The organism is Pseudoalteromonas ruthenica (genome assembly GCF_008808095.1).
Classification (GTDB): domain Bacteria; phylum Pseudomonadota; class Gammaproteobacteria; order Enterobacterales; family Alteromonadaceae; genus Pseudoalteromonas; species Pseudoalteromonas ruthenica.
In genome coordinates, this window is sequence record NZ_CP023396.1 from 1,426,839 (window position 1) to 1,451,080 (window position 24,242).

Below are 24,242 nucleotides of genomic sequence, written 5' to 3' on the forward strand. Positions count from 1 at the left end.
TTTACACCCATTGACGAAAAGTAACGTCAATTTCAGCGCATAACATGATGGTGTGAGCGCACTAATACAAAGAAAAGGAATAACCATGCGACTTATTATCGGCTTGGCCTTAGTTACAACGTTGAGCGGCTGTGACTCAAGCCTGACAGTGCGGGAAGTCTGTGAGCAAACTCCGGCCATGTGTAATGACTTAAACACAGACAGTCACTGCCGACATGAACGCGCAGAAGTGATCATTAGTCGCTTTCATGAGTATGAAAAGCCGACTTTGGAGCGAAAATACCAATTATTAAAAGACTTTGAACGTTACAGCCAATGTGTCAATCTCGCTTCAAAAATTGAACACATAAAGCTTAAAGAAAAGACCGCCTCACGTTATAAGGGCTATCACACGGCACAAAAAGAAATTAATCGCTTACTTTATGAAACCCGTGGTAGTAATCACCCAGGGCTGCTGTATTTTCACTGGTCGCGTAACAACGATAATAGTGCACTGCAAAAACTGCTGTCGATGCAAGAAGACACAAAAGTAAAAAACAGCCGAGATGCACAGTTTTACCTCGCTAGCTATTACATGAAGGTAGACACCGAAAAGACCTTGGATCACTTATACCGTAGTCTTGAGCTTAATGGTGCTGAACAACAGCCTCACCCTGAAGTGCTTACTTCACTGGTCAATATTTTCTATCAGCAAGAACAGTATAATTTAGCGTATACCTTTGCGGTGGTGGCCAAGCAGGCCGGCGTGGAAAACATTGACTTTGCGCCTTTGCGCGCAAGAGCCTTAGATGACGGCCATGATCTCGAGCGCCTAGATACCTTAGCACAAACTACTTACGAGCAAATCATGAGCGGACAATTCCGCTCGCCCCGCTCATAAGTAAATTCCATAAAAAGTAAAAAGCAGCCTTAAGGCTGCTTTTTTATTACTTTAATTTGCTAGTGCCCACTTCAACACGGGTTTTTAGCTTTTGTCCGGGTCTAAAAGTGACCACTCGGCGCGCCGAGATAGGAATATCTTCTCCGGTTTTGGGGTTACGACCTGGTCGCTCTTTCTTATCACGAAGATCGAAGTTGCCAAAGCCGGAAAGCTTAATTTGCTCCCCATTTTCTAAAGCTGAGCGGATTTCTTCAAAAAACGCTTCAACTAGTTCTTTGGCATCCTTTTTATTGATCCCCAACTTCTCAAATAGGTGTTCAGCTATGTCGGCTTTGGTAAGCGCCATATCTAGTCCCTCAACGATGCGTTAAACTCTTTGGCCAATGCGGCCACGACGTTGTCGACAACTAAGTTGATATCTTTCTCTTCGAGCGTTCTATCAACCGCCTGCAGTGTCAGAGCAATTGCCAAACTCTTATAATTTGGCTCGATACCTTTGCCCTTATACACATCGAATAAGTTTAGGTCAACCAATTGATTTCCGCCAACTTTTTCTATAGTGGCTAAAACATCACCAGCATGAACCTTATCTTCCACCAAAATCGCGATGTCTCGGCGGTTCGATGGGAACTTGGATATTCCTACAGCTTCTGGAAGAACACGGGTAGCCACTGCGGCTACTTCGATTTCAAAGACATAGGCTGCACCGTTAATACCAAGCTGCTTTTGCAACTGTGGATGCACAGCACCAACAAAACCGACCTGCTGCCCATCAACAAAGATAGCGGCACTTTGGCCCGGGTGCAAACCATCACATTGCTGTGCTTTGAAACTAAAGCGCGCACTGTCATTGCATAACGCCAGTAACGCTTCCACGTCCCCTTTGACATCATAGAAGTCGACCGCGCGGCTTGGTACATTCCAATGCTCGCCATAACTTGTGCCCGAGACAATGCCACCAAACACGGCCTGCTGACGCACGCCATTTTCAGCTTGTTCATCAGCAATGAACTTCAGTCCATGCTCAAACAAGCGCACGCGTGATTGCTGACGATTTTGGTTGTACACCAACGCATTCAGTAACCCCGGCATCAACGACAGACGCATGACCGACATGTCCGCCGAAATAGGGTGCGGTAAATGCAATGCTTGCTCATCGCCGTGGATGGCAGCCTGGACCTTAGGATCAACAAAGCTATAAGTAATGGCTTCTTGATAACCGCGCGTCACTAAGGTATCGCGCAAACGCTTAACCGGCACTGACGCTTCGTTGTGAGCTGTCATGTTAAGTTTCGCCATTGGCGCAACATTAGGAATATTGTTGTAGCCATAGACCCGAGCGACTTCTTCAATTAAGTCTTCCTCGATGCGAATATCAAAGCGATAACTGGGCACATCGGCCTGCCAAGTACCGTTTGTGAATTGGACGTCTAGGCCTAACCGACGCAGGATATTGGTCACGGTTTCATCATCGATATGATAGCCAATCACACGGTCTAAACGTTCACGACGTAAAGTAACCGCTGTGACCTTTGGTAACTGCTCTGTAGCAACAGCCTCAACAACAGGGCCAGCTTGACCTCCGACTATATCAAGTAACAATGCCGTAGCACGTTCCATAGCGTCACGTTGTAGCGCAAAATCAACTCCGCGCTCATAACGGTGCGAGGCATCGGTGTGCAGCCCATAGCTTCGTGCCTGACCGGCAATAGCGACAGGGTTAAAGAAGGCACTTTCAAGTAAAATATCGCTGGTTTTCTCGGTGACCCCAGAGCCCTCACCACCAAAGATACCCGCCATGGCTAAGGCTTTATTATGATCGGCGATCACTAGCGTCGATTCATTGAGTTTCGCAGTGTTGCCATCAAGTAAAACCAGTTCTTCACCGCCATTGGCACTGCGTACCTTAATACCACCTTCAATGGCGGCTAAGTCAAACGCATGCATTGGATGGCCCAGCTCAATCAACACATAGTTGGTGACATCAACCACAGGGTCAATAGAGCGAATACCACTGCGGCGCAATTTCTCAACCATCCACAGCGGCGTTTGCGCATCAAGATTGATGCCCTTAATTACGCGACCAAGGTAACGAGGGCAACCTTGCTCGTTAACTAGCTCAATGCTGACTTTATCATCAATGGTGGGCTCTACTGGCGCAATCGTCAGTTCATTCACGTCCAGGTTGTTTAGCACCCCCACTTCGCGAGCCAAGCCTTTAATACCCAGGCAATCGCTGCGGTTCGGCGTTAAATCAACATCGATAATATGGTCATCAAGGCTTAGGTACTCACGTAAATCGGTGCCAATGGGCGCATCGGCTGGCAATTCCATAATGCCATCGCCCTCTTCACTGATACCTAGCTCTACAAATGCGCAAAGCATGCCATGCGACGGCTGACCACGCAGCTTGGCCTTTTTGATTTTAAAATCGCCGGGTAATACCGCGCCGACTTTCGCCACTGCCACTTTGATACCTTGGCGACAGTTAGGTGCGCCGCACACAATATCAAGTAACTCATCATCACCGACGTTTACTTTCGTCACACGCAGTTTATCGGCATCGGGGTGCTGACCACACTCGACAACTTCGCCGACAACCACACCACTAAACTGGCCTGCAGCTGGTTCTAATGCATCCACTTCCAGTCCCGCCATTGACAGCTGCTCCGCAAGTGCGTCGCTATCGATGGCCGGATTCACCCATTCACGTAACCACTTTTCACTGAATTTCATTTATCACGACCTCTTAACGGAACTGGTTTAGGAATTTCAAATCATTTTCGAAAAATGCGCGTAAGTCATTAACGCCATAGCGCAACATGGTAAGGCGCTCTACCCCCATACCAAAGGCAAAACCAGTGTATTTTTCAGGGTCGATATTAACTGAACGCAACACATTCGGGTGCACCATACCGCAACCAAGAACCTCTAACCATTTGCCGTCTTTACCTTTCACATCAACCTCTGCCGATGGCTCAGTGAATGGGAAGTAAGAGGGGCGGAAACGAATTTCCATATCTTCTTCAAAAAAGTTACGAAGAAAATCGTGCAAAATGCCCTTGAGTTCAGTGAAGCTAACGTCTGTATCCACCATCAAACCTTCAACCTGATGGAACATCGGTGTATGCGTTTGATCGTAATCGTTACGATACACACGACCTGGCGAGATAATACGCAACGGCGGTTGCTCTGTTTCCATGGTACGTATTTGTACACCACTGGTTTGCGTACGTAATACCAACTTGGGGTTGAAGTAGAAGGTATCGTGATCCGCGCGTGCCGGGTGATGTGCAGGAATGTTCAAGGCATCAAAGTTGTGGAAGTCATCTTCCACCTCGGGCCCTTGCTTCACCGCAAAACCCAACTCACCGAAGAAAGACTCGATGCGTTCAATGGTCCGGGTAACGGGATGAATGCCGCCGCTGGCCATATTGCGCCCAGGTAAGGTGACATCAATGGTTTCTGCTGCCAGCTTTTGTTCTAATGCTTTTGCGTTCAGCGCTTCACGCTTTTCGTTGATCGCTTCAGTCACTTGCTGCTTGGCTTGGTTAATCACTTGGCCGGCGCTCTTACGCTCTTCTGGCGCCATTTTACCAAGCGTTTTCAGTAACCCGGTAATTTCACCTTTCTTTCCAAGGTAGTTTACGCGCACATCTTCTAGGTGCGCGATTTCGCTGGCTGAATCAACCGCCTTTAAGGCGTCAGCCAAAATCGCTTCTAAGTTCATCGGATACCTGACTAGGGTGATAATTTAAAGTGTTTATTTAACCACTTATGATAACCAAAGGGCCGCTCTGATTCTAGCCCTGAGCGGCGCTTTCTATAGCTTTAAAGTGGCTTTTATAAACGGAATGGTGAGCTTTCGCTGCGCTGCCATAGAGGCATGATCGAGTGTGTCCAATACATCGAGTAGTGCACGCATGTCACGACTTAAGCGCGTCAATAAAAAACGTGCACAATCATCAGAAAGTTCTAAGCCGCGCATTTTCGCTCTATTTGTTAATGCTTGAGCCTTATCATCATCGCTCATCGAGCGGATTTGTAAGGTGGTGCCCCATTTCAGACGCGATTCTAAATCCGGCAGCGTAATATTAAGCATATCCGGCAATAAATCGGCGGAAATCAACAACAGCTTGCCCGGCTCGTTAAAACGGTTAAAAAAGTTGAATAAGGCTTTTTCCCAGACCTCATCACCGGCGACTAAGTGCAAATCGTCGATACATACCACATCGAGGGTATCGAGCCCCTCTAACACCTGAGCACCAAACTGCTGAACCTCACTTAACGACAACAGCATACTGGACAAGCCCTGCTCTTGGGCATGGATACAGGTAGCATAAAGTAAATGCGATTTACCCGAGTCCCCTAACCCACATAAATAGGTGTACTGAAATTGCTGTGTCAGGTGTTCAAAGGCCGCTTTTAAGTGATTAACCTCTAACGAGTCTTCGCCACCAAAGTAACTGGCATAGGTTTCGTCATCAGGTAAAGTAACAGGCAATGCCAGTTGCGAATGCTGCATCATCAGTTATTGCCACGCATACTCAAGATCGTCATTGCTAGTGGAGTAATAAAACTTATCTGGGTCGCGATAATCACTAAAATAGGAATCAAGCGTCAGTGCTTTGCGCAAGTCATCAATACTGCCAGTATGACTGACATTTATTTCAATGAACTTTTTAGCAACATGACTAACGTTGGCATCAGTGACCACACTCAGACTACGTAACCGCCGCAAGGCATACTCAATATCAACAAAACTGGTGGTGTTATAAAGCTTAAGCATTTGCTGCTGTGCATCATAGCCAGAAGCCGCATCAATTGCATACTCACTGGCAAGGGCACTGGCTAGCGCGTCGACCATATCGAGAATAACCTGTTGCTTGTCGCCCTTGTGTCGGGTGGCCTCGAACTGATCTTCATTGGTGAAGCGCCAATCGAGCTCCCACGCTCCGGAGCGTTCATCTTGATAGAGTCTCGCTGACACAACGCGTTCTGCCATATAGCGCTGCGAAGCGATGTCCAGCGAGTCACTGAAATTTCCCCATACGTCGGTGACTTCGACATGTTGTCTGTCTTCAAGGTCGAGTAAAGGAGTAACAATGGGGAGCCCGCGACGAGAGGCACGATCTGACAGTAACCCCTCGACTTGCGGGTGGGTATCAGCAGTGAGCAGCTCCCGTCGCCAGCCATCTTCAATCGCCAACCAAATGACCACCAAAGGACGGCGATTGCCCCACAGTGGCAAACCGGCTTCTCTGACTAAGGTATTGACCTTGTTGCTGTCAAATTGCACGTTTAAGTATGATTGCCCTTCGTTATCGCCGTATTCAAATTTAGTCATATAATCGGAGATATCAGATAATGCGCCCCGCACCACCTGGTTGTTCGTTGCATCAGGCTCGCCCGTGACCTTGATCACTACATTTAATAATGCGTTCTGACTTGCCGTGACCCGGCTGGCACGAGTTTTATCATCTACTGGCTGTTGATACTGGTACAGCCCTTTTACCTCTATCGCCTGACTTGAGAAGGCGATAAACATTGCATATAGCAGGAATAAATTACGGATCACGTTGCTTCATACCTCAATCATAATGCCCTGATCCTAAAGCAAAGACTAAAACAAAGCAAAAGGTTCGCTAAGATTAACAACGGCTATGAAGAGAGCCTGAATATAGGCGGTTAACAATGATTAATGTATCCCTGTGTTGTGGGTCGGGGTTTTACCCTGTCTAGGGTGATGCAAGGCTAAAAGCCTTGCCTACAGGTGTGATGACCGATGATGATGTGTTGTGGGTCAGGGTTTTACCCTGACTAAGGTGTTGCAATGCTGAAGCCTTGCCTACAGGTGTCGGGTTCTTCTGTTGTTTGGTTCTGTTGTAGGTCAGGGTTTACCCTGACAAAGGTGTCGCGAGGCTAGAGCCTTGCCTACAGGTGTGGGGTTCTACTGTTGTTTGGTTCTGTTGTGGGTCGGGATTTATCCCGACTATATGATACAAGGCTGAAGCTTTGCCTACGGTTGTGGTGACAGGGGTTTCGGTGTGTTGTAGGTCAGGGTTTACCCTGACTCGATGATGCAAGGCTGAAGCCTTGCCTACAAATGCGATGAGTGGGGATGTGCTGTGTTGTGGGTCAGGGTTTACCCTGAATAGGTGTTGCAAGGCTCAAGCCTTGCCTACAAGTGTGGGGTTCTTTTCTACAGGCATAAAAAAACCCGCTGCACTTCTGCAACGGGTCTCTCTAATTAGGAGCCTGGTGATGACCTACTTTCACATGGGCGAACCCACACTATCATCGGCGCAGTTCCGTTTCACTTCTGAGTTCGGCATGGGGTCAGGTGGGTCCAGAACGCTATTATCACCAAGCATAAACTTGGGCTAACACGGCGTGTTAGTCATTTGGAAAGCCGTATAAGTAAATCTACTTTAGTCTCTTAACTTCTGTGCTTAAACAGTCACATACAAACCACTTTGGCGTTGTATGGTTAAGCCTCACGGGTAATTAGTACAGGTTAGCTTAACGCCTTGCAGCGCTTCCACATCCTGCCTATCAACGTTGTCGTCTTCAACGGCCCTTTAGTGGAGTCGAACTCCAAGTGAGAACTCATCTCGAGGCTCGCTTCCCGCTTAGATGCTTTCAGCGGTTATCGATTCCGAACGTAGCTACCGGGCAATGCCTTTGGCAAAACAACCCGAACACCAGCGGTTCGTCCACTCCGGTCCTCTCGTACTAGGAGCAGCCCCTCTCAATTCTCAAACGCCCACGGCAGATAGGGACCGAACTGTCTCACGACGTTCTAAACCCAGCTCGCGTACCACTTTAAATGGCGAACAGCCATACCCTTGGGACCGACTTCAGCCCCAGGATGTGATGAGCCGACATCGAGGTGCCAAACACCGCCGTCGATATGAACTCTTGGGCGGTATCAGCCTGTTATCCCCGGAGTACCTTTTATCCGTTGAGCGATGGCCCTTCCATTCAGAACCACCGGATCACTATGACCTACTTTCGTACCTGCTCGACGTGTCTGTCTCGCAGTTAAGCTGGCTTCTACCATTACACTAACCGTACGATGTCCGACCGTACTTAGCCAACCTTCGTGCTCCTCCGTTACTCTTTGGGAGGAGACCGCCCCAGTCAAACTACCCACCAGGCACTGTCCGCAACCCCGATTCAGGGGCCAACGTTAGAACATCAAACATACAAGGGTGGTATTTCAAGGATGGCTCCATGATTACTGGCGTAACCACTTCAAAGCCTCCCACCTATCCTACACATGTAGGCTCAATGTTCAGTGCCAAGCTGTAGTAAAGGTTCACGGGGTCTTTCCGTCTAGCCGCGGGTACACAGCATCTTCACTGCGATTTCAATTTCACTGAGTCTCGGGTGGAGACAGCGTGGCCATGGTTACACCATTCGTGCAGGTCGGAACTTACCCGACAAGGAATTTCGCTACCTTAGGACCGTTATAGTTACGGCCGCCGTTTACCGGGGCTTCGATCAAGAGCTTCGACAAAGTCTAACCCCATCAATTAACCTTCCGGCACCGGGCAGGTGTCACACCGTATACGTCATCTCACGATTTAGCACAGTGCTGTGTTTTTAATAAACAGTCCCAGCCACCTGGTCACTGCGACCCACTTCAGCTCCAGACGCAGGTCCTTCACCTAATGTGGGCGTACCTTCTCCCGAAGTTACGGTACTATTTTGCCTAGTTCCTTCACCCGAGTTCTCTCAAGCGCCTTAGTATTCTCTACCTGACCACCTGTGTCGGTTTAGGGTACGATTCGATATAGACTGAAGCTTAGAGGCTTTTCCTGGAAGTATGGCACCAACAGCTTCCACTCCGTAGAGTGTCGTCTCGACTCTCAGCCTTAAAGAATCCCGGATTTACCTAAGATTCAAGCCTACTGCCTTTCACACGGACAACCAACGCCGTGCCTGCCTAGCCTTCTCCGTCCCCCCATCGCATCTATACCAAGTACGGGAATATTAACCCGTTTCCCATCGACTACGCCTTTCGGCCTCGCCTTAGGGGTCGACTCACCCTACCCTGATTAACATGGGATAGGAACCCTTGGTCTTCCGGCGTGCGGGTTTTTCACCCGCATTATCGTTACTCATGTCAGCATTCGCACTTGTGATATGTCCAGCATGCCTCCCGGCACACCTTCAGCCACTTACACAACGCTCCCCTACCCCGCAACTTACGTTGCAGCCGCAGCTTCGGTGGTATGTTTAGCCCCGTTACATCTTCCGCGCAGGCCGACTCGACTAGTGAGCTATTACGCTTTCTTTAAAGGGTGGCTGCTTCTAAGCCAACCTCCTAGCTGTTTTAGCCTTCCCACATCGTTTCCCACTTAACATACACTTTGGGACCTTAGCTGGCGGTCTGGGTTGTTTCCCTCTCCACGATGGACGTTAGCACCCACCGTGTGTCTCCCGGATAGTACTCATTGGTATTCGGAGTTTGCATGGGGTTGGTAAGTCGGGATGACCCCCTAGCCCAAACAGTGCTCTACCCCCAATGGTATTCGTCCGAGGCTCTACCTAAATAGATTTCGGGGAGAACCAGCTATCTCCCGGTTTGATTAGCCTTTCACTCCAAGCCACAGGTCATCCCCTAACTTTTCAACGTTAGTGGGTTCGGTCCTCCAATTGATGTTACTCAATCTTCAACCTGCCCATGGCTAGATCACCGGGTTTCGGGTCTATACCTTGCAACTCAACGCGCAGTTAACGCTCGCTTTCACTACGGCTACCCTATTCGGTTAACCTCGCTACAAAATATAAGTCGCTGACCCATTATACAAAAGGTACGCAGTCACCCTCGAAGGGCTCCTACTGCTTGTACGTACACGGTTTCAGGTTCTATTTCACTCCCCTCACAGGGGTTCTTTTCGCCTTTCCCTCACGGTACTGGTTCACTATCGGTCAGTTGGGAGTATTTAGCCTTGGAGGATGGTCCCCCCATATTCAGTCAAAGTTTCACGTGCTCCGACCTACTCGATTTCACTTATTAGACGTTGTCGTGTACGGGACTATCACCCTGTATCGTGGCACTTTCCAGAGCCTTCCACTAACATCAAATAAGCTTAAGGGCTGCTCCGATTTCGCTCGCCGCTACTTTCGGAATCTCGGTTGATTTCTTTTCCTACGGGTACTTAGATGTTTCAGTTCTCCGCGTTCGCCTCTTACACCTATGTATTCAGTGCAAGATACCTGCAAGCAGGTGGGTTTCCCCATTCGGAAATCCTGGCCTCAAGCGCTTTTTACTAGCTTGACCAGGCTTATCGCAAGTTAATACGTCCTTCATCGCCTCCAACTGCCAAGGCATCCACCGTGTACGCTTAGTCACTTAACCATACAACCCAAAGTAGTTTGAGTTGTTTGGTGCGACTGTTTAACTTCGCCAGAAGTTATAGAATACTAAAGTAGACGCACAATTAATCTGTCGATTAACTGGCATTTTCTTTACTTATTGAGAACTCTAAATCACTTAACGTGATTCAAAGTTTTTATCAGCTTTCCAAATTGTTAAAGAGCAAAATATTACCTACCCGCCTTAGCAAGTAAGTAACAATCATCTGTGTGGACACTGCGAACAAATTCGTTCTAAATCGTATAAGGAGGTGATCCAGCCCCAGGTTCCCCTAGGGCTACCTTGTTACGACTTCACCCCAGTCATGAATCACTCCGTGGTGATCGCCCTCCCGAAGGTTAGGCTAACCACTTCTGGAGCAACCCACTCCCATGGTGTGACGGGCGGTGTGTACAAGGCCCGGGAACGTATTCACCGCGACATTCTGATTCGCGATTACTAGCGATTCCGACTTCATGGAGTCGAGTTGCAGACTCCAATCCGGACTACGACGCACTTTAAGTGATTCGCTCACCCTCGCAGGCTCGCAGCACTCTGTATGCGCCATTGTAGCACGTGTGTAGCCCTACACGTAAGGGCCATGATGACTTGACGTCGTCCCCACCTTCCTCCGGTTTATCACCGGCAGTCTCCTTAGAGTTCCCGACCGAATCGCTGGCAACTAAGGATAGGGGTTGCGCTCGTTGCGGGACTTAACCCAACATCTCACAACACGAGCTGACGACAGCCATGCAGCACCTGTCTCAGAGCTCCCGAAGGCACCAATCTATCTCTAGAAAGTTCTCTGGATGTCAAGTGTAGGTAAGGTTCTTCGCGTTGCATCGAATTAAACCACATGCTCCACCGCTTGTGCGGGCCCCCGTCAATTCATTTGAGTTTTAACCTTGCGGCCGTACTCCCCAGGCGGTCTACTTAATGCGTTTGCTTTGGAAAACAGCTCCGAAAAGCCGAGCTCCTAGTAGACATCGTTTACGGCGTGGACTACCAGGGTATCTAATCCTGTTTGCTCCCCACGCTTTCGTACATGAGCGTCAGTGTTGACCCAGGTGGCTGCCTTCGCCATCGGTATTCCTTCAGATCTCTACGCATTTCACCGCTACACCTGAAATTCTACCACCCTCTATCACACTCTAGCCTGCCAGTTCGAAATGCAGTTCCCAGGTTAAGCCCGGGGCTTTCACATCTCGCTTAACAAACCGCCTGCGTACGCTTTACGCCCAGTAATTCCGATTAACGCTCGCACCCTCCGTATTACCGCGGCTGCTGGCACGGAGTTAGCCGGTGCTTCTTCTGCAAGTAACGTCACAGATGTAAGGTATTAACTTACACCCTTTCCTCCTTGCTGAAAGTGCTTTACAACCCGAAGGCCTTCTTCACACACGCGGCATGGCTGCATCAGGCTTGCGCCCATTGTGCAATATTCCCCACTGCTGCCTCCCGTAGGAGTCTGGGCCGTGTCTCAGTCCCAGTGTGGCTGATCATCCTCTCAAACCAGCTAGGGATCGTCGCCTTGGTGAGCCATTACCTCACCAACTAGCTAATCCCACTTGGGCCAATCTAAAGGCGAGAGCCGAAGCCCCCTTTGCTCCGTAGAGATTATGCGGTATTAGCCGTCGTTTCCAACGGTTGTCCCCCACCTCAAGGCATGTTCCCAAGCATTACTCACCCGTCCGCCGCTCGACGCCAGAGGTGCAAGCACCTCTTCGTTTCCGCTCGACTTGCATGTGTTAGGCCTGCCGCCAGCGTTCAATCTGAGCCATGATCAAACTCTTCAATTAAAAGTTTTTTATTCTCTACCTAATGAAAGGCGAAGAATCAGCTCAATGAATACTGATTTTGATATCTGTCGATATCGAATTGACTGTGCTGAATAAATTAAATTTATTCCGTTGGTCACTCAGTTCAATTGAGACTCTAAATCTGTTTGCGTCATCTAGCGAACTAGAATCGGCTGTTAGAACTCAATCTGTACGAGTGCCCACACAGATGATTGCTTCATATTTTTAAAGAACGTTTTAGGCTTTCGCCTCGGAAGCTTTGCTCCCGTTCAGGGCTGCGCATTCTACGCTTTCCTGATTTTGTGTCAACACTTAATTTTAAGTTTTTTTAATTCGCTTTAAACTAAGTTTTATCTGACTCTCTAACACTGCGTCTAGCTTGTTATTCGTTGCTGTCTGCCGTGTCAGTGGGAGCGCATTATAGGGAGAAACAAAATCAACGCAACCCCTTTTTTAAATAAAACAGAAAAAAATATCACCTCAAGATACCCCCCACAACTTAACCACCATTTACCCACAAAACCCTGTGGATAACACTGCTTTTCGAACATAAACTAACCGATTATGTGGCTCTTTTATCTATATACCCCAATTCACTAAAAATCTCGCGACCTATGTGCTAGATTGCCGCGCTATTCTCATACTAACTAAAGGTACACGTGTTATGACCGAAATCGCTAATACTATTAGCGGCCTTATTTGGGGGCATGTGCTGGTATATTTGCTAATCGCTGCTGGCCTATTCTTTACTGTGCGATTGGGCTTTATTCAATTTAGAGACTTTGGCCATACTTTTAAGGTTATGTTTAACAGCCGTCAAGGCGCGCAAGGTGGGATATCCTCATTCCAAGCATTTTGTACGTCACTTGCTGCACGCGTTGGCACCGGCAATATGGCCGGGGTGGGTGTTGCTCTGTATTTAGGTGGTCCTGGTGCGATATTTTGGATGTGGCTTATTGCTTTAATTGGTATGGCCACAAGTTTTGCCGAAAGCACATTAGCCCAAGCGTATAAAGTGAAGGATGAACACGGCAATTTTCGCGGTGGTCCGGCCTACTACATGGAAAAAGGCTTGGGTAAACGCTGGATGGGCGTTGCTTTTTCATTATGCTTAATTCTTGCGTTTGGTCTGGTGTTCAATGCCGTACAAGCAAACTCTATTGCGGCGGCTTTTAATGAGGCCTTTGCTATCCCCAATTACGTTGTCGGCATCGCCTTAGTTATAGGCTCTGGCTTTGTCATATTCGGTGGCTTAAAAACCATTGCTCGCTTTGCAGAATTGGTTGTGCCCTTTATGGCACTGGCTTACTTAGTGCTAGCACTATATGTGTGCGCGGTTAATCTTGAGCAGCTTCCTCAGGTTTTTATGGTTGTTATCAACCATGCGTTTGGTATTGAGCAAGCCGGAGCCGGTGCCATTGGCTATGGAGTCATGCAGGCGATGATCCAAGGCATAAAACGCGGCTTATTCTCTAACGAAGCTGGTATGGGTAGTGCGGCTAATGCAGCGGCAACAGCTACCCCCAACCCACCGCATCCTGCATCCCAAGGTTACGTGCAAATGTTAGGGGTGTTTATCGATACTATAGTGATCTGCTCCGCGACCGCCGCACTCATATTGCTCTCAGGGCAGCTGGCCCCAGGCTCTGGCTTGACTGGGATCGCTCTTACACAAAATGCTTTAGTTACACACGTTGGTGAATGGGGCGCTATTTTTGTAGCCGTTGCCATCTTATTTTTTGCCTTTACTTCCATTGTTGCAAATTACTCTTACGCAGAAACTAACCTGTTATTTTTGGAACATAATCACGAGAAAGGTATGCTGATTTTCCGCGCCTTGGTATTGGCTATGGTGATGTTTGGTTCTTTAGGTGAGATAAAGCTTGTGTGGACCCTCGCCGATATCTCAATGGGGATGATGGCCATTATTAATGTCATTGCATTGTTTATGCTTTCGGGCGTCGTGATTTGGCTGAGTAAGGATTACCAACAACAACGAAAACAAGGTGTCGTACCCACCTTTGATAAAAACAAACACCCCAAGTTAGCACAAGAAGTCGACCCCGACTCTTGGTAAAAACGCTTGGTAACAAAAAAGGAGCTTCACGCTCCTTTTTTGTATTTAAGGCAGCTGTGCCCCTAGTTTTGCTAGTGCTATTTTTAGCTCAGCAACTATTTCGTCAGTGCTTTGCATAGAAAGCTCATTCAGCGAGCCGATCAGTGCACTGTTTTGCTCATAGCTGGTTGCTACTATTGCTAAGTTATTTGTATCAACGATGCGCGAAGTGATCTCAACTTGATGGAAAGCTTGAGAGCGATTGGCATGATTGCTAATCACTTCCCCCTCTATCACACCGTCCGCGTTCACCTTTTTAGCCAGCTCAAAAAGCGCTTCTCGTGGGTGCTGCTCATATTGCTCTTGCAAATCATGCTGTTTAAGCAGCATATCGACGTTGTAACTAGGGATAACAGTGATCCCAGCGAGCGTGCTCAATTGGTAATCTACACGCTTGCTTACTGTGCGCTCGCTACTGTCTCCGCTAAATGGCGCAACAATCACAGTATGCCACTGCTGCTCATAACGTGGGTTAAATTTAACTGCGGTGCACGAGCACAACAAAACAATACTAGGAAAAAGTAGGAATATCCGTTTCACTTGTATAACGGCCATGACATTAAACTGAATGCCAATATACAAAATAACTGTAAGTAAAAAGGGATTTATTATGGAGGCGGAACCCGGAGTCGAACCGAGGTAGACGGATTTGCAATCCGCTGCATAGCCACTCTGCCATTCCGCCGTAGAGATATGATTTTAGCATGTTATTAAGAATTGGAGCGAGTAACGAGGTTCGAACTCGTGACCTCAACCTTGGCAAGGTTGCGCTCTACCAGCTGAGCTATACTCGCAATTCTAAATATATAAGTGCCATCTTATACTTATTGCCGAAGCAATGCTAGAAAATGGTGCCCGGGGCCGGACTTGAACCGGCACGCTGTTACCAGCGAGGGATTTTAAATCCCTTGTGTCTACCAATTCCACCACCCGGGCGGATGGCTGACATGCTGTCATACACACGTTAAGTAGATTGGAGCGAGTAACGAGGTTCGAACTCGTGACCTCAACCTTGGCAAGGTTGCGCTCTACCAGCTGAGCTATACTCGCAATCCTAACTGTATAAGAGCTAACTTATACTCATTGCCGAAGCAATGTTAGCAAATGGTGCCCGGGGCCAGACTTGAACCGGCACGCTGTTACCAGCGAGGGATTTTAAATCCCTTGTGTCTACCAATTCCACCACCCGGGCTCGGGTTGCTATACGCGTGTGGAAACGTTGAGATATGGAGGCGGAACCCGGAGTCGAACCGAGGTAGACGGATTTGCAATCCGCTGCATGGCCACTCTGCCATTCCGCCATCAATGATTGGAGCGAGTAACGAGGTTCGAACTCGTGACCTCAACCTTGGCAAGGTTGCGCTCTACCAGCTGAGCTATACTCGCATCATTGAACACTGTTTATAACGCTTAGTTAAATCAGTGGTGGGCTAGCGCCCTCTCAACACCGACGCATTCTACAGAGATTATTAAACGCGTCAATACAAAAAATATGGGTTTTGAATCGTTTGCTTAATTTTTATCTAAAACGGCGTGTTATTATACATTTAGCCTTCTTTAGCGAAGAAGCTATGGCGCGCAGCCATGAGATACTGCACCATAGAGCCAAAGGTCAGAATAGTCGCTATGTATAATAGAATATAACTCAGGGTCACCATCCAAGGCTGAAATTGCCAAATCAGGCCAATGATGGCGAGCATTTGCGCCGCTGTTTTCACCTTACCAAGTTGGGATACCGCTACCTCACCACGCTTACCCTGCTCCGCCATCCACTCTCTTAAAGCCGAGATCACTATTTCGCGGCCGATAATAATCAACGCCGGTACGGTCATCCACGCACTTTGATAGTGGCCAACTAACACCACCAGGGCTGCACTGACCATTACTTTATCGGCAACAGGGTCTAAAAAGGCACCGAACGGCGTCGACTGATTTAAACGCCGAGCTAGATAGCCATCAAGGATATCGGTGATCGAGGCTAGCCAAAATACAAATGCTGCTGCGAAAAACGCCCATTGACTCGGTAGATAGAAGATAAATAAAAAAATTGGGATTAAACACAACCTAAAGGCTGTTAGGGTATTGGGAATGTTCCACATAACTACTAGGCGTTCTTAGCGTTTTCTTTTCAGTAATATTCGCACGAAGGGCTATGCCTTGTCATGCAAATGGTTAAATATCTTTTCCGCCATCGCGGGACTGATCCCCGGCGCTTGGCTGAGCTGCTCAATTGTCGCGCTTTTCACGCCTTGCATACCACCGAGGTATTTTAGCAGCGCTTGGCGACGCTTTTGCCCTACACCACCGATTTCCTCAAGCACTGATTGATTACGCTGCTTCTGGCGCTTGTTACGGTGTCCAGCAATGGCAAAACGGTGCGATTCATCACGAATATGTTGAATAAGATGCAACGCGGGTGAATCACTGCCAAGAGATACGGTTTTGCGACCGGCATCAATCAATAACGTTTCTAAACCTGGCTTTCGGCTAGTGCCTTTAGCGACGCCGACAAGCAAGGGCATTTTTGCAAACGGCCAATCGCTAAAAAACGCCACGGCTTGGTTCAATTGTCCCTTACCACCGTCAATAAAAATGACATCCGGGATCTTGCTCTCGTCAGTCAGCTTGCCATACCGTTTATTGAGCGCAAAGGCCATCGCGGCATAATCATCACCTGGGGTAATGCCGGTGACATTAAAACGTCTATATTCACTCTTATTGGGTCCTTGACGGTCAAACACCACGCATGATGCCACCGTGTTCTCACCCATGGTGTGGCTGATATCGAAACACTCCATACGAGCGATATCATCAAGGTGTAGCGCCTCTTTAAGTAGTGCGTAGCGTTTATTGATAGCATCTTGCGTGCTTTGCTGCACTTCTAAGCTAGAGTCGGCATTTTTGTTCGCTAACTGCAGATACTGAGCGCGTTCGCCACGATGCACTGTATTGAGCTTTACTTGTGTGCTTTTAAGCTCACTCATAGCATTGCTCAACGGTTGCTGCTCATCAATTGCAAAGGGCAGCACCAACTCTTTCGCGATACGTCCAGTCGCTCCCGGCGCACAATAATACTGGGCAATAAAAGACGTTAAAATTTCGTCATCGCTGGAGTCTTTTGGCACTTTGGGGTACAACGTTTTGCTGCCCATCACTTTGTGATCGCGCACCATGAGAATATGCACCGCAACCATGCCATTACGGCGACAATAACCAAGGGCATCTAGCTCAGCGTGCTTTCCGGACACTGACTGCTGCTCTTGTACTTTACGTAACAGCTGGATTTGGTCACGGTACTTGGCGGCTTTTTCAAAGGCGAGTTGCTCACTGGCGTGTTCCATTTTAGCCACCAATGAACTTATTACCTCATGAGATTTGCCACCGAGAAACTTACGTACGTAGTCTACTTGGGCGCTGTACTCTTCATCACTGACTTTGCCAACACAGGGCGCACTGCAGCGTTTAAGTTGGTACTGCAAACAAGGACGACTGCGTGCTTTGTAGTAGCTGTCTTCACATTGACGTACGGGAAACAACTTTTGCATCAAACGCAGACTTTCAGAAACGGCGCCAGCACTTGGAAAGGGGCCAAAGTATTCACCCTTGATTTTGCGCGCACCGCGATGGAAAGCTAATCTAGGGTGTTGATGCTTAGTCAATAAAATGTACGGGTAGGACTTATCATCGCGAAGTAGAATATTGTAGCGTGGCTGATACTTCTTGATCAGGTTATTTTCTAATAGCAAGGCCTCGGTTTCAGTATTGGTCAGCGTTACATTGATATCATCAATATTACGCACCAATACTTGCGTTTTAGCATCGAGGCCCGTTTTACGAAAATAGCTTGAAAGGCGCTTTTTAAGGTTTTTCGCTTTACCTACGTATATCACTTGCTGCTCACTATCTAGCATACGATATACGCCGGGTTCTTCAGAGACCGTTTTTAAAAACTGGTCGGCAGCAAAACTCATAGCCAGGATCAGTGGTCGCTATCAATATCTATCATTTTATGGCGAATGGCTAAGTGCGTGAGTTCCACGTCGCCGTTCACAGCCAGTTTTTCGAATATACGATAGCGATAGCTGTTGACCGTTTTTGAGCTTAGATTTAATCGGTCGGCAATGCTTTGCACCTTTTCGCCTCGCGTAATCATCAGCATAATTTGCAGTTCGCGATCTGAGAGAGTTTGAAATGGGTTTTCGTCGGTGCGGCCACTGAACTGCGCCAACGCAATTTGCTGAGCAATTTGTGGCGCAATGTAGCGTTGACCGGAGTTCACTGCGCGAATCGCATTAACTACCTCTTCAGGGCCCGCCCCTTTGGTGAGGTAACCGTGAGCGCCAATTTGCATGACTTTGCTAGGGAAAGGGTCTTCGCAATGGACAGTGAGCACAATCACTTTAACATCAGGACAGTAACGGCAGATCTTCTTCGTGGCCTCAAGACCGCCAATGCCCGGCATATTCATGTCCATTAGTACGATGTCTGGCTCATTTTGACGGCAGAACTGCACCGCCTCTTCACCAGTTTTTGCTTCACCGATAACCTTAAAACCGCGAACATCATCAAGGATGCGCTTTATCCCGGTACGCACCAGTTCATGGTCATCTACTAGCAGTACATTAATCAACAGGAAAACCCTCTTTATACACGTGTAGTTACAGCTGTTTTGTACAACAACTACACGTATTATTCTTACACCCTAAATCAAGCACTTGTTTTATCAGAAAAACGGTCAACCCACAATGCTATGATACCATCACCGGTCACATTACAGGCCGTGCCAAAGCTATCTTGAGCCAAATACAATGCGATCATTAATGCAATTGCTGCATCAGTGAACCCAAGCATACTGGTTAATAGCCCCAGTGCCGACATAACCGCACCGCCCGGTGCCCCAGGGGCTGCGATCATCACTATACCTAACATTAGTACAAATGGCAGCATTTCCGTCAAGCTTCCTATCGCCATTGTCGGTGATAGTGCCATCACCGCCATGGCACAGGTAACGATGGTAATGGTCGAGCCAGAGAGGTGTATGGTCGCGCACAGCGGTACACTGAAATTAGCAATGTGTTCTTTCACGCCATTATCTTTACTGGCTTTGAGCGATACCGGGATGGTCGCGGCACTGGACATCGTACCAAGCGCGGTTAAATAAGCAGGCAACATATTCTTTAATAACATCCAAGGTGAGCGCCCCAATAATAATCCGGTGCCAATGTACAGCACACTTAGCCATACCCAATGCATAACCAGAGCGATGGCAAGGACAACGGCAAAAGTTTGCAATGTTGAGGCTACGGTGCCGGCAACGGTCATGTCAGCGAACACCCCGGCAATATAAAATGGTAACGCTGGGATGATGACTTTAGAGAGTAACCCGTCAATCACTTCTTTCCCTTGATCAACCACTTGTTGTAACTGTGTCAGCTGGCGCTGACTGATACCGATGCCAAAGGCGAATGCCGCCACTAATGCACTCATCACCCCCATCAACGGCGGTATCTCTATATCAATAAAGCTGCTCAGAGCCGATTCTTCACCGCCATGAAAATTGATTGAACCACTTATATAAGGGGCGGCCCAAGTCATAACAATGATTGCCAAGGTCCCTGCTACCACCGTCGAACCATAAGCAAACCCCACTGTGCGGCCAAGTAAATGATTCGCCCCTTTGGGTAGCCCAGCGATGCCTGAACAAATAAAAAATAAAATAATAAGTGGAATGGTAAAGCCTATCAGCTCGCCGATGAGCACTTTGGCAGTATACAAAGCGCGTGCTACGGCCTCCGGTGCAAAGGCGCCGATTAGCATTCCAAGGACAATGCCAGCAACCAATTTAAGTATTAGTTTCATGATGGTTTAGCAGTAATGAATAATGCCACCTGTTTTAACATTTTTTGCCATCAATGTATGGAAAAACCGCTGAGCACAAAGCTAAGTGTCTAATCATTGAGCACCTGTGCAGTTTATCGCGCTGAATCGCAACTGAACGAATATATTTTGTTTACACCCTGCTAACTTGTTACAACAGCGCCATCAAGAATCATCACTTGGACATGTTGTGCTTTTGTCTCGTTTTCTCGCAGGTCGTCTTGCTGTCTTAGCCATGGCCGTTACTCCCTTTATTGTATTGGCTGAGACGGCACAGCCGGCACTCAATATCCCCTACCTCGCTGATGCAGCGACTATTGATGGTCGTTTGGATGAGCCGCAATGGCAACAGGCTAAGCGCATCAGTGTAAATAACATCACTTGGCCCTATGAAAATAAACCATCACCGGTGAGTACCACCGCGCTGATTTATGAAAATGACGATACCCTCTATTTAGGGTTTATCGCCGAGGACCCTCACCCCGAGAAAATTCGTGCCTTTTATCGCGATCGTGATAGCGCTTGGGATGATGACTTAGTAGGGATAAAACTGGACACCTATGGCAGTGCCAAGCTCGCCTATCAGTTTTTTGTCAATCCGCTTGGAGTTCAACAAGACTCTATCGAAAATGAGTTGAGTAAAACTGAAAACAGTGCCTGGGATGGCATTTGGGATAGCGCAGGCCACATCACCGCCCAAGGATACCAGGTGGAAATAGCCTTACCTATGCGTATGTTCAACTTCGATGACGCACCACGCAGCCAAGCCATGACCATGGAGTTAGTGCGCTTTTATCCACGAAATGAGCGCCTTCGCCTTTCAAGTATGCAATTGGACCATGGTAATCACTGCTGGATATGCCAAATGCCGCAAGTGAACGGTTTTGCTAATGCCAAACAAAGCAGTAATCTCATCGTTGTCCCCTCCTTGGTGCTTAACCAACAGCAACAACGCGACATCAATGGCGCGGTCCTAAAGCCTTGGCAAAAAGACAATAACATTGAGCCAAGCTTAGACCTGAAATGGGGGATCACTCCAGATTTAACGCTCAATGCCACTGTTAATCCCGACTTCTCACAAGTAGAGGCTGATGTTGCACAGCTCAACGTCAATGAAAGCTTTAGCTTATTCTTCCCAGAAAAGCGCAGCTTCTTTTTAGATAATGCCGACTATTTTGCTTCGAATTTAAACTTAATTTATACCCGAAATATCGCTTCGCCTGGCGCAGGAGCGAAACTAACCGGAAGCAAGAATGGCCACACCGTGGCCGCATTTATTAGTAACGATGAGCAAACCAATGTGCTTATACCGGGTAATTTAGGTTCGCGAGTTGTGAGTTTAGAGCAACATTCACAAGCCGGCGCGCTGCACTATCGTTACGATATCAGCAGTGCGTTTTCCCTGGGTGCCAGTTCGACGTTCAGACGCAGTGACGATTATCACAACGAAGTGCTGAGCATCGATAGTAAATATCGGTTTGACGACTTCACCACCTTGGTGGTGCAAGCTCTGGCATCGCAAAGTGACTATAGTGAGGACTTCATTGAGCAATTATGTGATGCCGATGAACCTTGCCAAGCGCCACCCGTGCAACCTTGTGATAGCCGCTATGACTGCGGTTATTCGGAAGCTTTGCTACGTGTGAACGAGCGCCACTATGATGGCTATGGGTATTATTTAAGCTTGGATAGAGACACCAAATACTACAGCCTGTTTGGTAATTATCATATGCGCAGCCGTGGACTGCGTGCGGATTTAGGCTTTCTTAGTGAAACTGACTTCAACAAGTTTACCACCGGTGGTGAATACCGTTGGTACGCCGAGCAAGACGCATGGTGGAATCGCGCCCGATGGTATGCAGATTGGGATATCACCCACAACCAAGCAGGCGAGTTAATAGAGAAAGAGGCGCAAAGCTTTGTTTCACTTGACGGCCCCTGGCAAAGTTATCTAGAGCTTGGCACCATCAGTCGAGAGCGGCGTGGGTTACGAGCCGATCCATCATCCTTAGCAATCGACGGCAATAGTGCGCGCTTCAACGAAAACGAAATAAACCTATTTGCGTCCATCAAACCCAGCGCCGGTGTTGTTGCTGATATCGATGTGACCCAAGGTAATAAGGTTGATTTGGCCAATAACCGTTTGGGTGAGTTTGTGCGTATTCGCCCCACTGTGAATTACAATATCAATTCGCATCTAGCGCTGCGCTTGCGCCACACCTACGAGGATTTGCAACGTCGCTCAGGTGAGGACATCTTCAGCGCTAATTTAAGTGACTTACGCTTAACCTATCAGTTTAATTTACGTAGCTTTTTGCGTTTAACCATGATTTATACCGACATCGAGCGCGAGCCCAGTAGCTACGTTAAAGAAGTGGATGCGCGCTATCGAGCATTGAGCACCCAGCTGCTCTACTCTTATAAACTCAATCCACAGTCCGTGGTGTTTGTAGGTTACTCAGACAGTGGCTACCAGGACGATGACTTATCACAGTTGGAAAAAGATAATCGTACACTGTTTGCAAAATTCAGTTACGCTTGGATTTTGTGATATAAGAAACTACATTTATATACCTCTTCGTTATAACTGATTGGCTATATCATATAGCCAATCTTTCCTTTAGTTTTCATAAACAGTGAGTAAAGTGAGGGTATACAGCGACAAACCCGTTAGGTATTGAATATGTCAAAGATTTACGAAGATAACTCCCTATCCATTGGTAACACCCCGTTAGTAAAACTTAACCGTGTTACCGGTGGTAATGTTTATGCCAAAGTAGAAGCTCGCAACCCGAGCTTCAGCGTCAAGTGCCGCATTGGTGCTTCAATGATATGGGAAGCGGAAAAATCAGGACAACTGACCAAAGATAAAGAGCTTATCGAGCCAACATCAGGAAATACCGGAATTGCCCTCGCTTTCGTTGCGGCCTCTCGAGGTTATAAGTTGACGTTGACCATGCCCAACAGCATGAGTTTGGAGCGCCGTAAGCTACTCAAAGCGCTAGGTGCTAATTTAGTGCTCACCGAAGGTCCTAAAGGCATGAAAGGTGCGATTGAGAAAGCCAAAGAAATTCATGACAGCGATCCTGATAAATACATTCTGTTACAGCAGTTTGAAAACCCAGCTAACCCGAAAATTCACTTCGAGACAACGGGTCCAGAGATCTTTGATGCACTCGATGGTAAAGTCGACTTCTTCATTGCTGGTGTCGGCACTGGCGGTACTATCACCGGCGTGAGCCGCTATCTTAAGCAAGAGAAAGGCTTAAATGTGCAATCTATTGCTGTTGAGCCAACGGATTCTCCAGTGATCAGCCAAACAATGGCAGGTCAGGAGGTCAAGCCGGGCCCCCATAAAATTCAAGGTATTGGTGCTGGTTTTATTCCTGGTAACCTAGATTTAGAGTTGTTAGATGGGGTTGAACAAGTCAGTAATGATGACGCCATCGCTATGGCACATGAACTAATGAAAAACGAAGGGATCTTAGCCGGTATTTCATCTGGTGCTGCTGTGGTCGCTGCTAAGCGTCTTGCTGAAAAGCCAGAGAATGCTGATAAAAACTTCGTGGTTATTCTGCCAAGCTCTGCCGAGCGCTACCTTTCAAGTCCGTTGTTTGCTGGTGAGTTCAGTGATCAGGAACTTGAGCAGTAAAGCCAAGAGCCATTCTTTATTCTGAAAAAAAGGCGCTTTAGCGCCTTTTTCTTTACATATTTTCAATTGCCCCTCACACTTTATTCCAGTGTATAGCCTTTATTAAATACAGTGGAATGAAACGTACTTTACTTCTTGCTCTGATACTTTTATTGACTGCCTGCGGCCAAAACGACGATGATATTACAGGCGATCCTAACTCTCCGGGCTACGTGGCAACTCAGTACTTCTATGCGTTGTACAACCACGATAACCTTGAGCGCGCCACACAATATGCGACCCCAAAATTAGCGCGTATTATGCGCTCCTACGGTACGGCATCACAATTCACCCGTAACCTAGTTAATTTACAATATGATCAGGTCACCATCGAGTTAGACCGTACCGAGATGAGTGTTCGCCAACAATACGGCGACCACGCTACCATCAATTTAGTATTCACCGGGCACTTTCATGGTAACCAAGTCGATGATATGCGCAGTGTGAAGATGATCCGCGAACGCGGTGATTGGCTGGTGAGTGAGATTGTCCCCGACCCTTACGGTCGTTAG

The 24,242-nt window shown here is 47.7% G+C and carries 15 protein-coding genes, 7 tRNA genes and 3 rRNA genes; 5 read left to right on the forward strand and 20 right to left on the reverse strand.

Annotated elements, in window-relative coordinates; all coding sequences use genetic code 11:
* The first annotated feature begins 85 nt into the window (after positions 1-85).
* Positions 86-880 carry a DUF2989 domain-containing protein gene (locus tag PRUTH_RS06755; RefSeq protein WP_151172912.1) on the forward strand — a complete coding sequence of 265 codons (795 nt, stop codon included), beginning with the start codon at positions 86-88 and terminating at the stop codon, positions 878-880.
* Between the two features lie 46 nt (positions 881-926).
* Here PRUTH_RS06755 and ihfA read toward each other — a convergent pair whose 3' ends face one another.
* The 8 genes from ihfA to PRUTH_RS06795 all read right to left on the reverse strand — a co-directional run bounded on the left by ihfA (position 927) and on the right by PRUTH_RS06795 (position 12,046).
* Positions 927-1,226 (reverse strand): integration host factor subunit alpha, encoded by a 300-nt coding sequence (gene ihfA / locus PRUTH_RS06760; RefSeq protein WP_022943602.1) that lies wholly within the window; start codon positions 1,224-1,226, stop codon positions 927-929.
* A 2-nt stretch (positions 1,227-1,228) separates the two neighbouring features.
* Entirely contained in the window at positions 1,229-3,616 is a 2,388-nt protein-coding gene (gene pheT / locus PRUTH_RS06765) for a phenylalanine--tRNA ligase subunit beta (protein ID WP_151172913.1), read from the reverse strand.
* A gap of 13 nt (positions 3,617-3,629) precedes the next feature.
* The gene (gene pheS / locus PRUTH_RS06770; RefSeq protein ID WP_022943600.1) at positions 3,630-4,610 is read right to left on the reverse strand and encodes a phenylalanine--tRNA ligase subunit alpha; all 981 of its coding nucleotides are present in this window, start codon (positions 4,608-4,610) and stop codon (positions 3,630-3,632) included.
* 93 nt (positions 4,611-4,703) lie between these two features.
* Positions 4,704-5,405 carry a DnaA regulatory inactivator Hda gene (gene hda / locus PRUTH_RS06775; protein WP_179954358.1) on the reverse strand — a complete coding sequence of 234 codons (702 nt, stop codon included), beginning with the start codon at positions 5,403-5,405 and terminating at the stop codon, positions 4,704-4,706.
* A gap of 6 nt (positions 5,406-5,411) precedes the next feature.
* Positions 5,412-6,458 carry a DUF2066 domain-containing protein gene (locus tag PRUTH_RS06780; RefSeq protein ID WP_306669451.1) on the reverse strand — a complete coding sequence of 349 codons (1,047 nt, stop codon included), beginning with the start codon at positions 6,456-6,458 and terminating at the stop codon, positions 5,412-5,414.
* 678 nt (positions 6,459-7,136) lie between these two features.
* Positions 7,137-7,251: ribosomal RNA gene (gene rrf / locus PRUTH_RS06785) — 5S ribosomal RNA — on the reverse strand.
* A 115-nt stretch (positions 7,252-7,366) separates the two neighbouring features.
* Positions 7,367-10,250 (reverse strand): 23S ribosomal RNA (locus tag PRUTH_RS06790).
* A 261-nt stretch (positions 10,251-10,511) separates the two neighbouring features.
* Positions 10,512-12,046, reverse strand: a 16S ribosomal RNA gene (locus PRUTH_RS06795).
* Together the 16S, 23S and 5S rRNA genes form the textbook arrangement of a ribosomal RNA operon.
* Before the next feature lie 664 nt (positions 12,047-12,710).
* Here PRUTH_RS06795 and PRUTH_RS06800 point away from each other — a divergent pair.
* Positions 12,711-14,123 (forward strand): alanine/glycine:cation symporter family protein, encoded by a 1,413-nt coding sequence (locus PRUTH_RS06800; protein WP_045978058.1) that lies wholly within the window; start codon positions 12,711-12,713, stop codon positions 14,121-14,123.
* Positions 14,124-14,168: 45 nt separating this feature from the next.
* On the opposite strand, the gene PRUTH_RS06805 is transcribed toward PRUTH_RS06800, so the two are convergent.
* From PRUTH_RS06805 to PRUTH_RS06860, 12 genes are all read right to left on the reverse strand, one after another.
* Positions 14,169-14,717, reverse strand: a complete 549-nt coding sequence (locus tag PRUTH_RS06805) for a hypothetical protein (RefSeq protein ID WP_151172914.1) — start codon at positions 14,715-14,717, stop codon at positions 14,169-14,171.
* A 56-nt stretch (positions 14,718-14,773) separates the two neighbouring features.
* Positions 14,774-14,847: transfer RNA gene (locus tag PRUTH_RS06810), tRNA-Cys, on the reverse strand.
* Between the two features lie 33 nt (positions 14,848-14,880).
* Positions 14,881-14,956, reverse strand: a tRNA-Gly gene (locus PRUTH_RS06815).
* Between the two features lie 55 nt (positions 14,957-15,011).
* A tRNA-Leu gene (locus tag PRUTH_RS06820) sits at positions 15,012-15,098 on the reverse strand.
* A gap of 38 nt (positions 15,099-15,136) precedes the next feature.
* Positions 15,137-15,212: transfer RNA gene (locus PRUTH_RS06825), tRNA-Gly, on the reverse strand.
* 55 nt (positions 15,213-15,267) lie between these two features.
* Positions 15,268-15,354 (reverse strand) — tRNA-Leu (locus tag PRUTH_RS06830).
* A gap of 35 nt (positions 15,355-15,389) precedes the next feature.
* Positions 15,390-15,463 (reverse strand) — tRNA-Cys (locus tag PRUTH_RS06835).
* 9 nt (positions 15,464-15,472) lie between these two features.
* Positions 15,473-15,548: transfer RNA gene (locus PRUTH_RS06840), tRNA-Gly, on the reverse strand.
* Positions 15,549-15,709: 161 nt separating this feature from the next.
* Entirely contained in the window at positions 15,710-16,261 is a 552-nt protein-coding gene (gene pgsA, locus PRUTH_RS06845; protein WP_022944538.1) for a CDP-diacylglycerol--glycerol-3-phosphate 3-phosphatidyltransferase, read from the reverse strand.
* Positions 16,262-16,312: 51 nt separating this feature from the next.
* On the reverse strand, positions 16,313-18,133 hold the full coding sequence (gene uvrC, locus PRUTH_RS06850; protein ID WP_022944539.1) for an excinuclease ABC subunit UvrC: 1,821 nt from the start codon (positions 18,131-18,133) through the stop codon (positions 16,313-16,315).
* Between the two features lie 8 nt (positions 18,134-18,141).
* A complete protein-coding gene (gene uvrY, locus PRUTH_RS06855) occupies positions 18,142-18,792 on the reverse strand; it encodes a UvrY/SirA/GacA family response regulator transcription factor (protein ID WP_022944540.1) in 651 nt (216 codons plus the stop codon).
* Between the two features lie 77 nt (positions 18,793-18,869).
* Complete coding sequence (locus PRUTH_RS06860) at positions 18,870-20,021, reverse strand: dicarboxylate/amino acid:cation symporter (RefSeq protein WP_022944541.1); 1,152 nt, start codon at positions 20,019-20,021, stop codon at positions 18,870-18,872.
* A 208-nt stretch (positions 20,022-20,229) separates the two neighbouring features.
* Here PRUTH_RS06860 and PRUTH_RS06865 point away from each other — a divergent pair, with 208 nt between their 5' ends.
* From PRUTH_RS06865 to PRUTH_RS06875, 3 genes are all read left to right on the forward strand, one after another.
* Positions 20,230-22,590 (forward strand): carbohydrate binding family 9 domain-containing protein, encoded by a 2,361-nt coding sequence (locus PRUTH_RS06865; protein WP_257221053.1) that lies wholly within the window; start codon positions 20,230-20,232, stop codon positions 22,588-22,590.
* 132 nt (positions 22,591-22,722) lie between these two features.
* On the forward strand, positions 22,723-23,691 hold the full coding sequence (cysK, locus tag PRUTH_RS06870) for a cysteine synthase A (RefSeq protein ID WP_022944543.1): 969 nt from the start codon (positions 22,723-22,725) through the stop codon (positions 23,689-23,691).
* A gap of 116 nt (positions 23,692-23,807) precedes the next feature.
* A complete protein-coding gene (locus tag PRUTH_RS06875; RefSeq protein WP_151172915.1) occupies positions 23,808-24,242 on the forward strand; it encodes a hypothetical protein in 435 nt (144 codons plus the stop codon).

Bases quoted from the DNA above. Each gene is read 5' to 3' on its own strand.
- PRUTH_RS06755 (WP_151172912.1), top strand. From the start codon at position 86: ATGCGACTTATTATCGGCTTGGCCTTAGTTACAACGTTGAGCGGCTGT.
- ihfA (WP_022943602.1), bottom strand. From the start codon at position 1,226: ATGGCGCTTACCAAAGCCGACATAGCTGAACACCTATTTGAGAAGTTG.
- pheT (WP_151172913.1), bottom strand. From the start codon at position 3,616: ATGAAATTCAGTGAAAAGTGGTTACGTGAATGGGTGAATCCGGCCATC.
- pheS (WP_022943600.1), bottom strand. From the start codon at position 4,610: ATGAACTTAGAAGCGATTTTGGCTGACGCCTTAAAGGCGGTTGATTCA.
- hda (WP_179954358.1), bottom strand. From the start codon at position 5,405: ATGCAGCATTCGCAACTGGCATTGCCTGTTACTTTACCTGATGACGAA.
- PRUTH_RS06800 (WP_045978058.1), top strand. From the start codon at position 12,711: ATGACCGAAATCGCTAATACTATTAGCGGCCTTATTTGGGGGCATGTG.
- PRUTH_RS06805 (WP_151172914.1), bottom strand. From the start codon at position 14,717: ATGGCCGTTATACAAGTGAAACGGATATTCCTACTTTTTCCTAGTATT.
- pgsA (WP_022944538.1), bottom strand. From the start codon at position 16,261: ATGTGGAACATTCCCAATACCCTAACAGCCTTTAGGTTGTGTTTAATC.
- uvrC (WP_022944539.1), bottom strand. From the start codon at position 18,133: ATGAGTTTTGCTGCCGACCAGTTTTTAAAAACGGTCTCTGAAGAACCC.
- PRUTH_RS06860 (WP_022944541.1), bottom strand. From the start codon at position 20,021: ATGAAACTAATACTTAAATTGGTTGCTGGCATTGTCCTTGGAATGCTA.
- cysK (WP_022944543.1), top strand. From the start codon at position 22,723: ATGTCAAAGATTTACGAAGATAACTCCCTATCCATTGGTAACACCCCG.
- PRUTH_RS06875 (WP_151172915.1), top strand. From the start codon at position 23,808: ATGAAACGTACTTTACTTCTTGCTCTGATACTTTTATTGACTGCCTGC.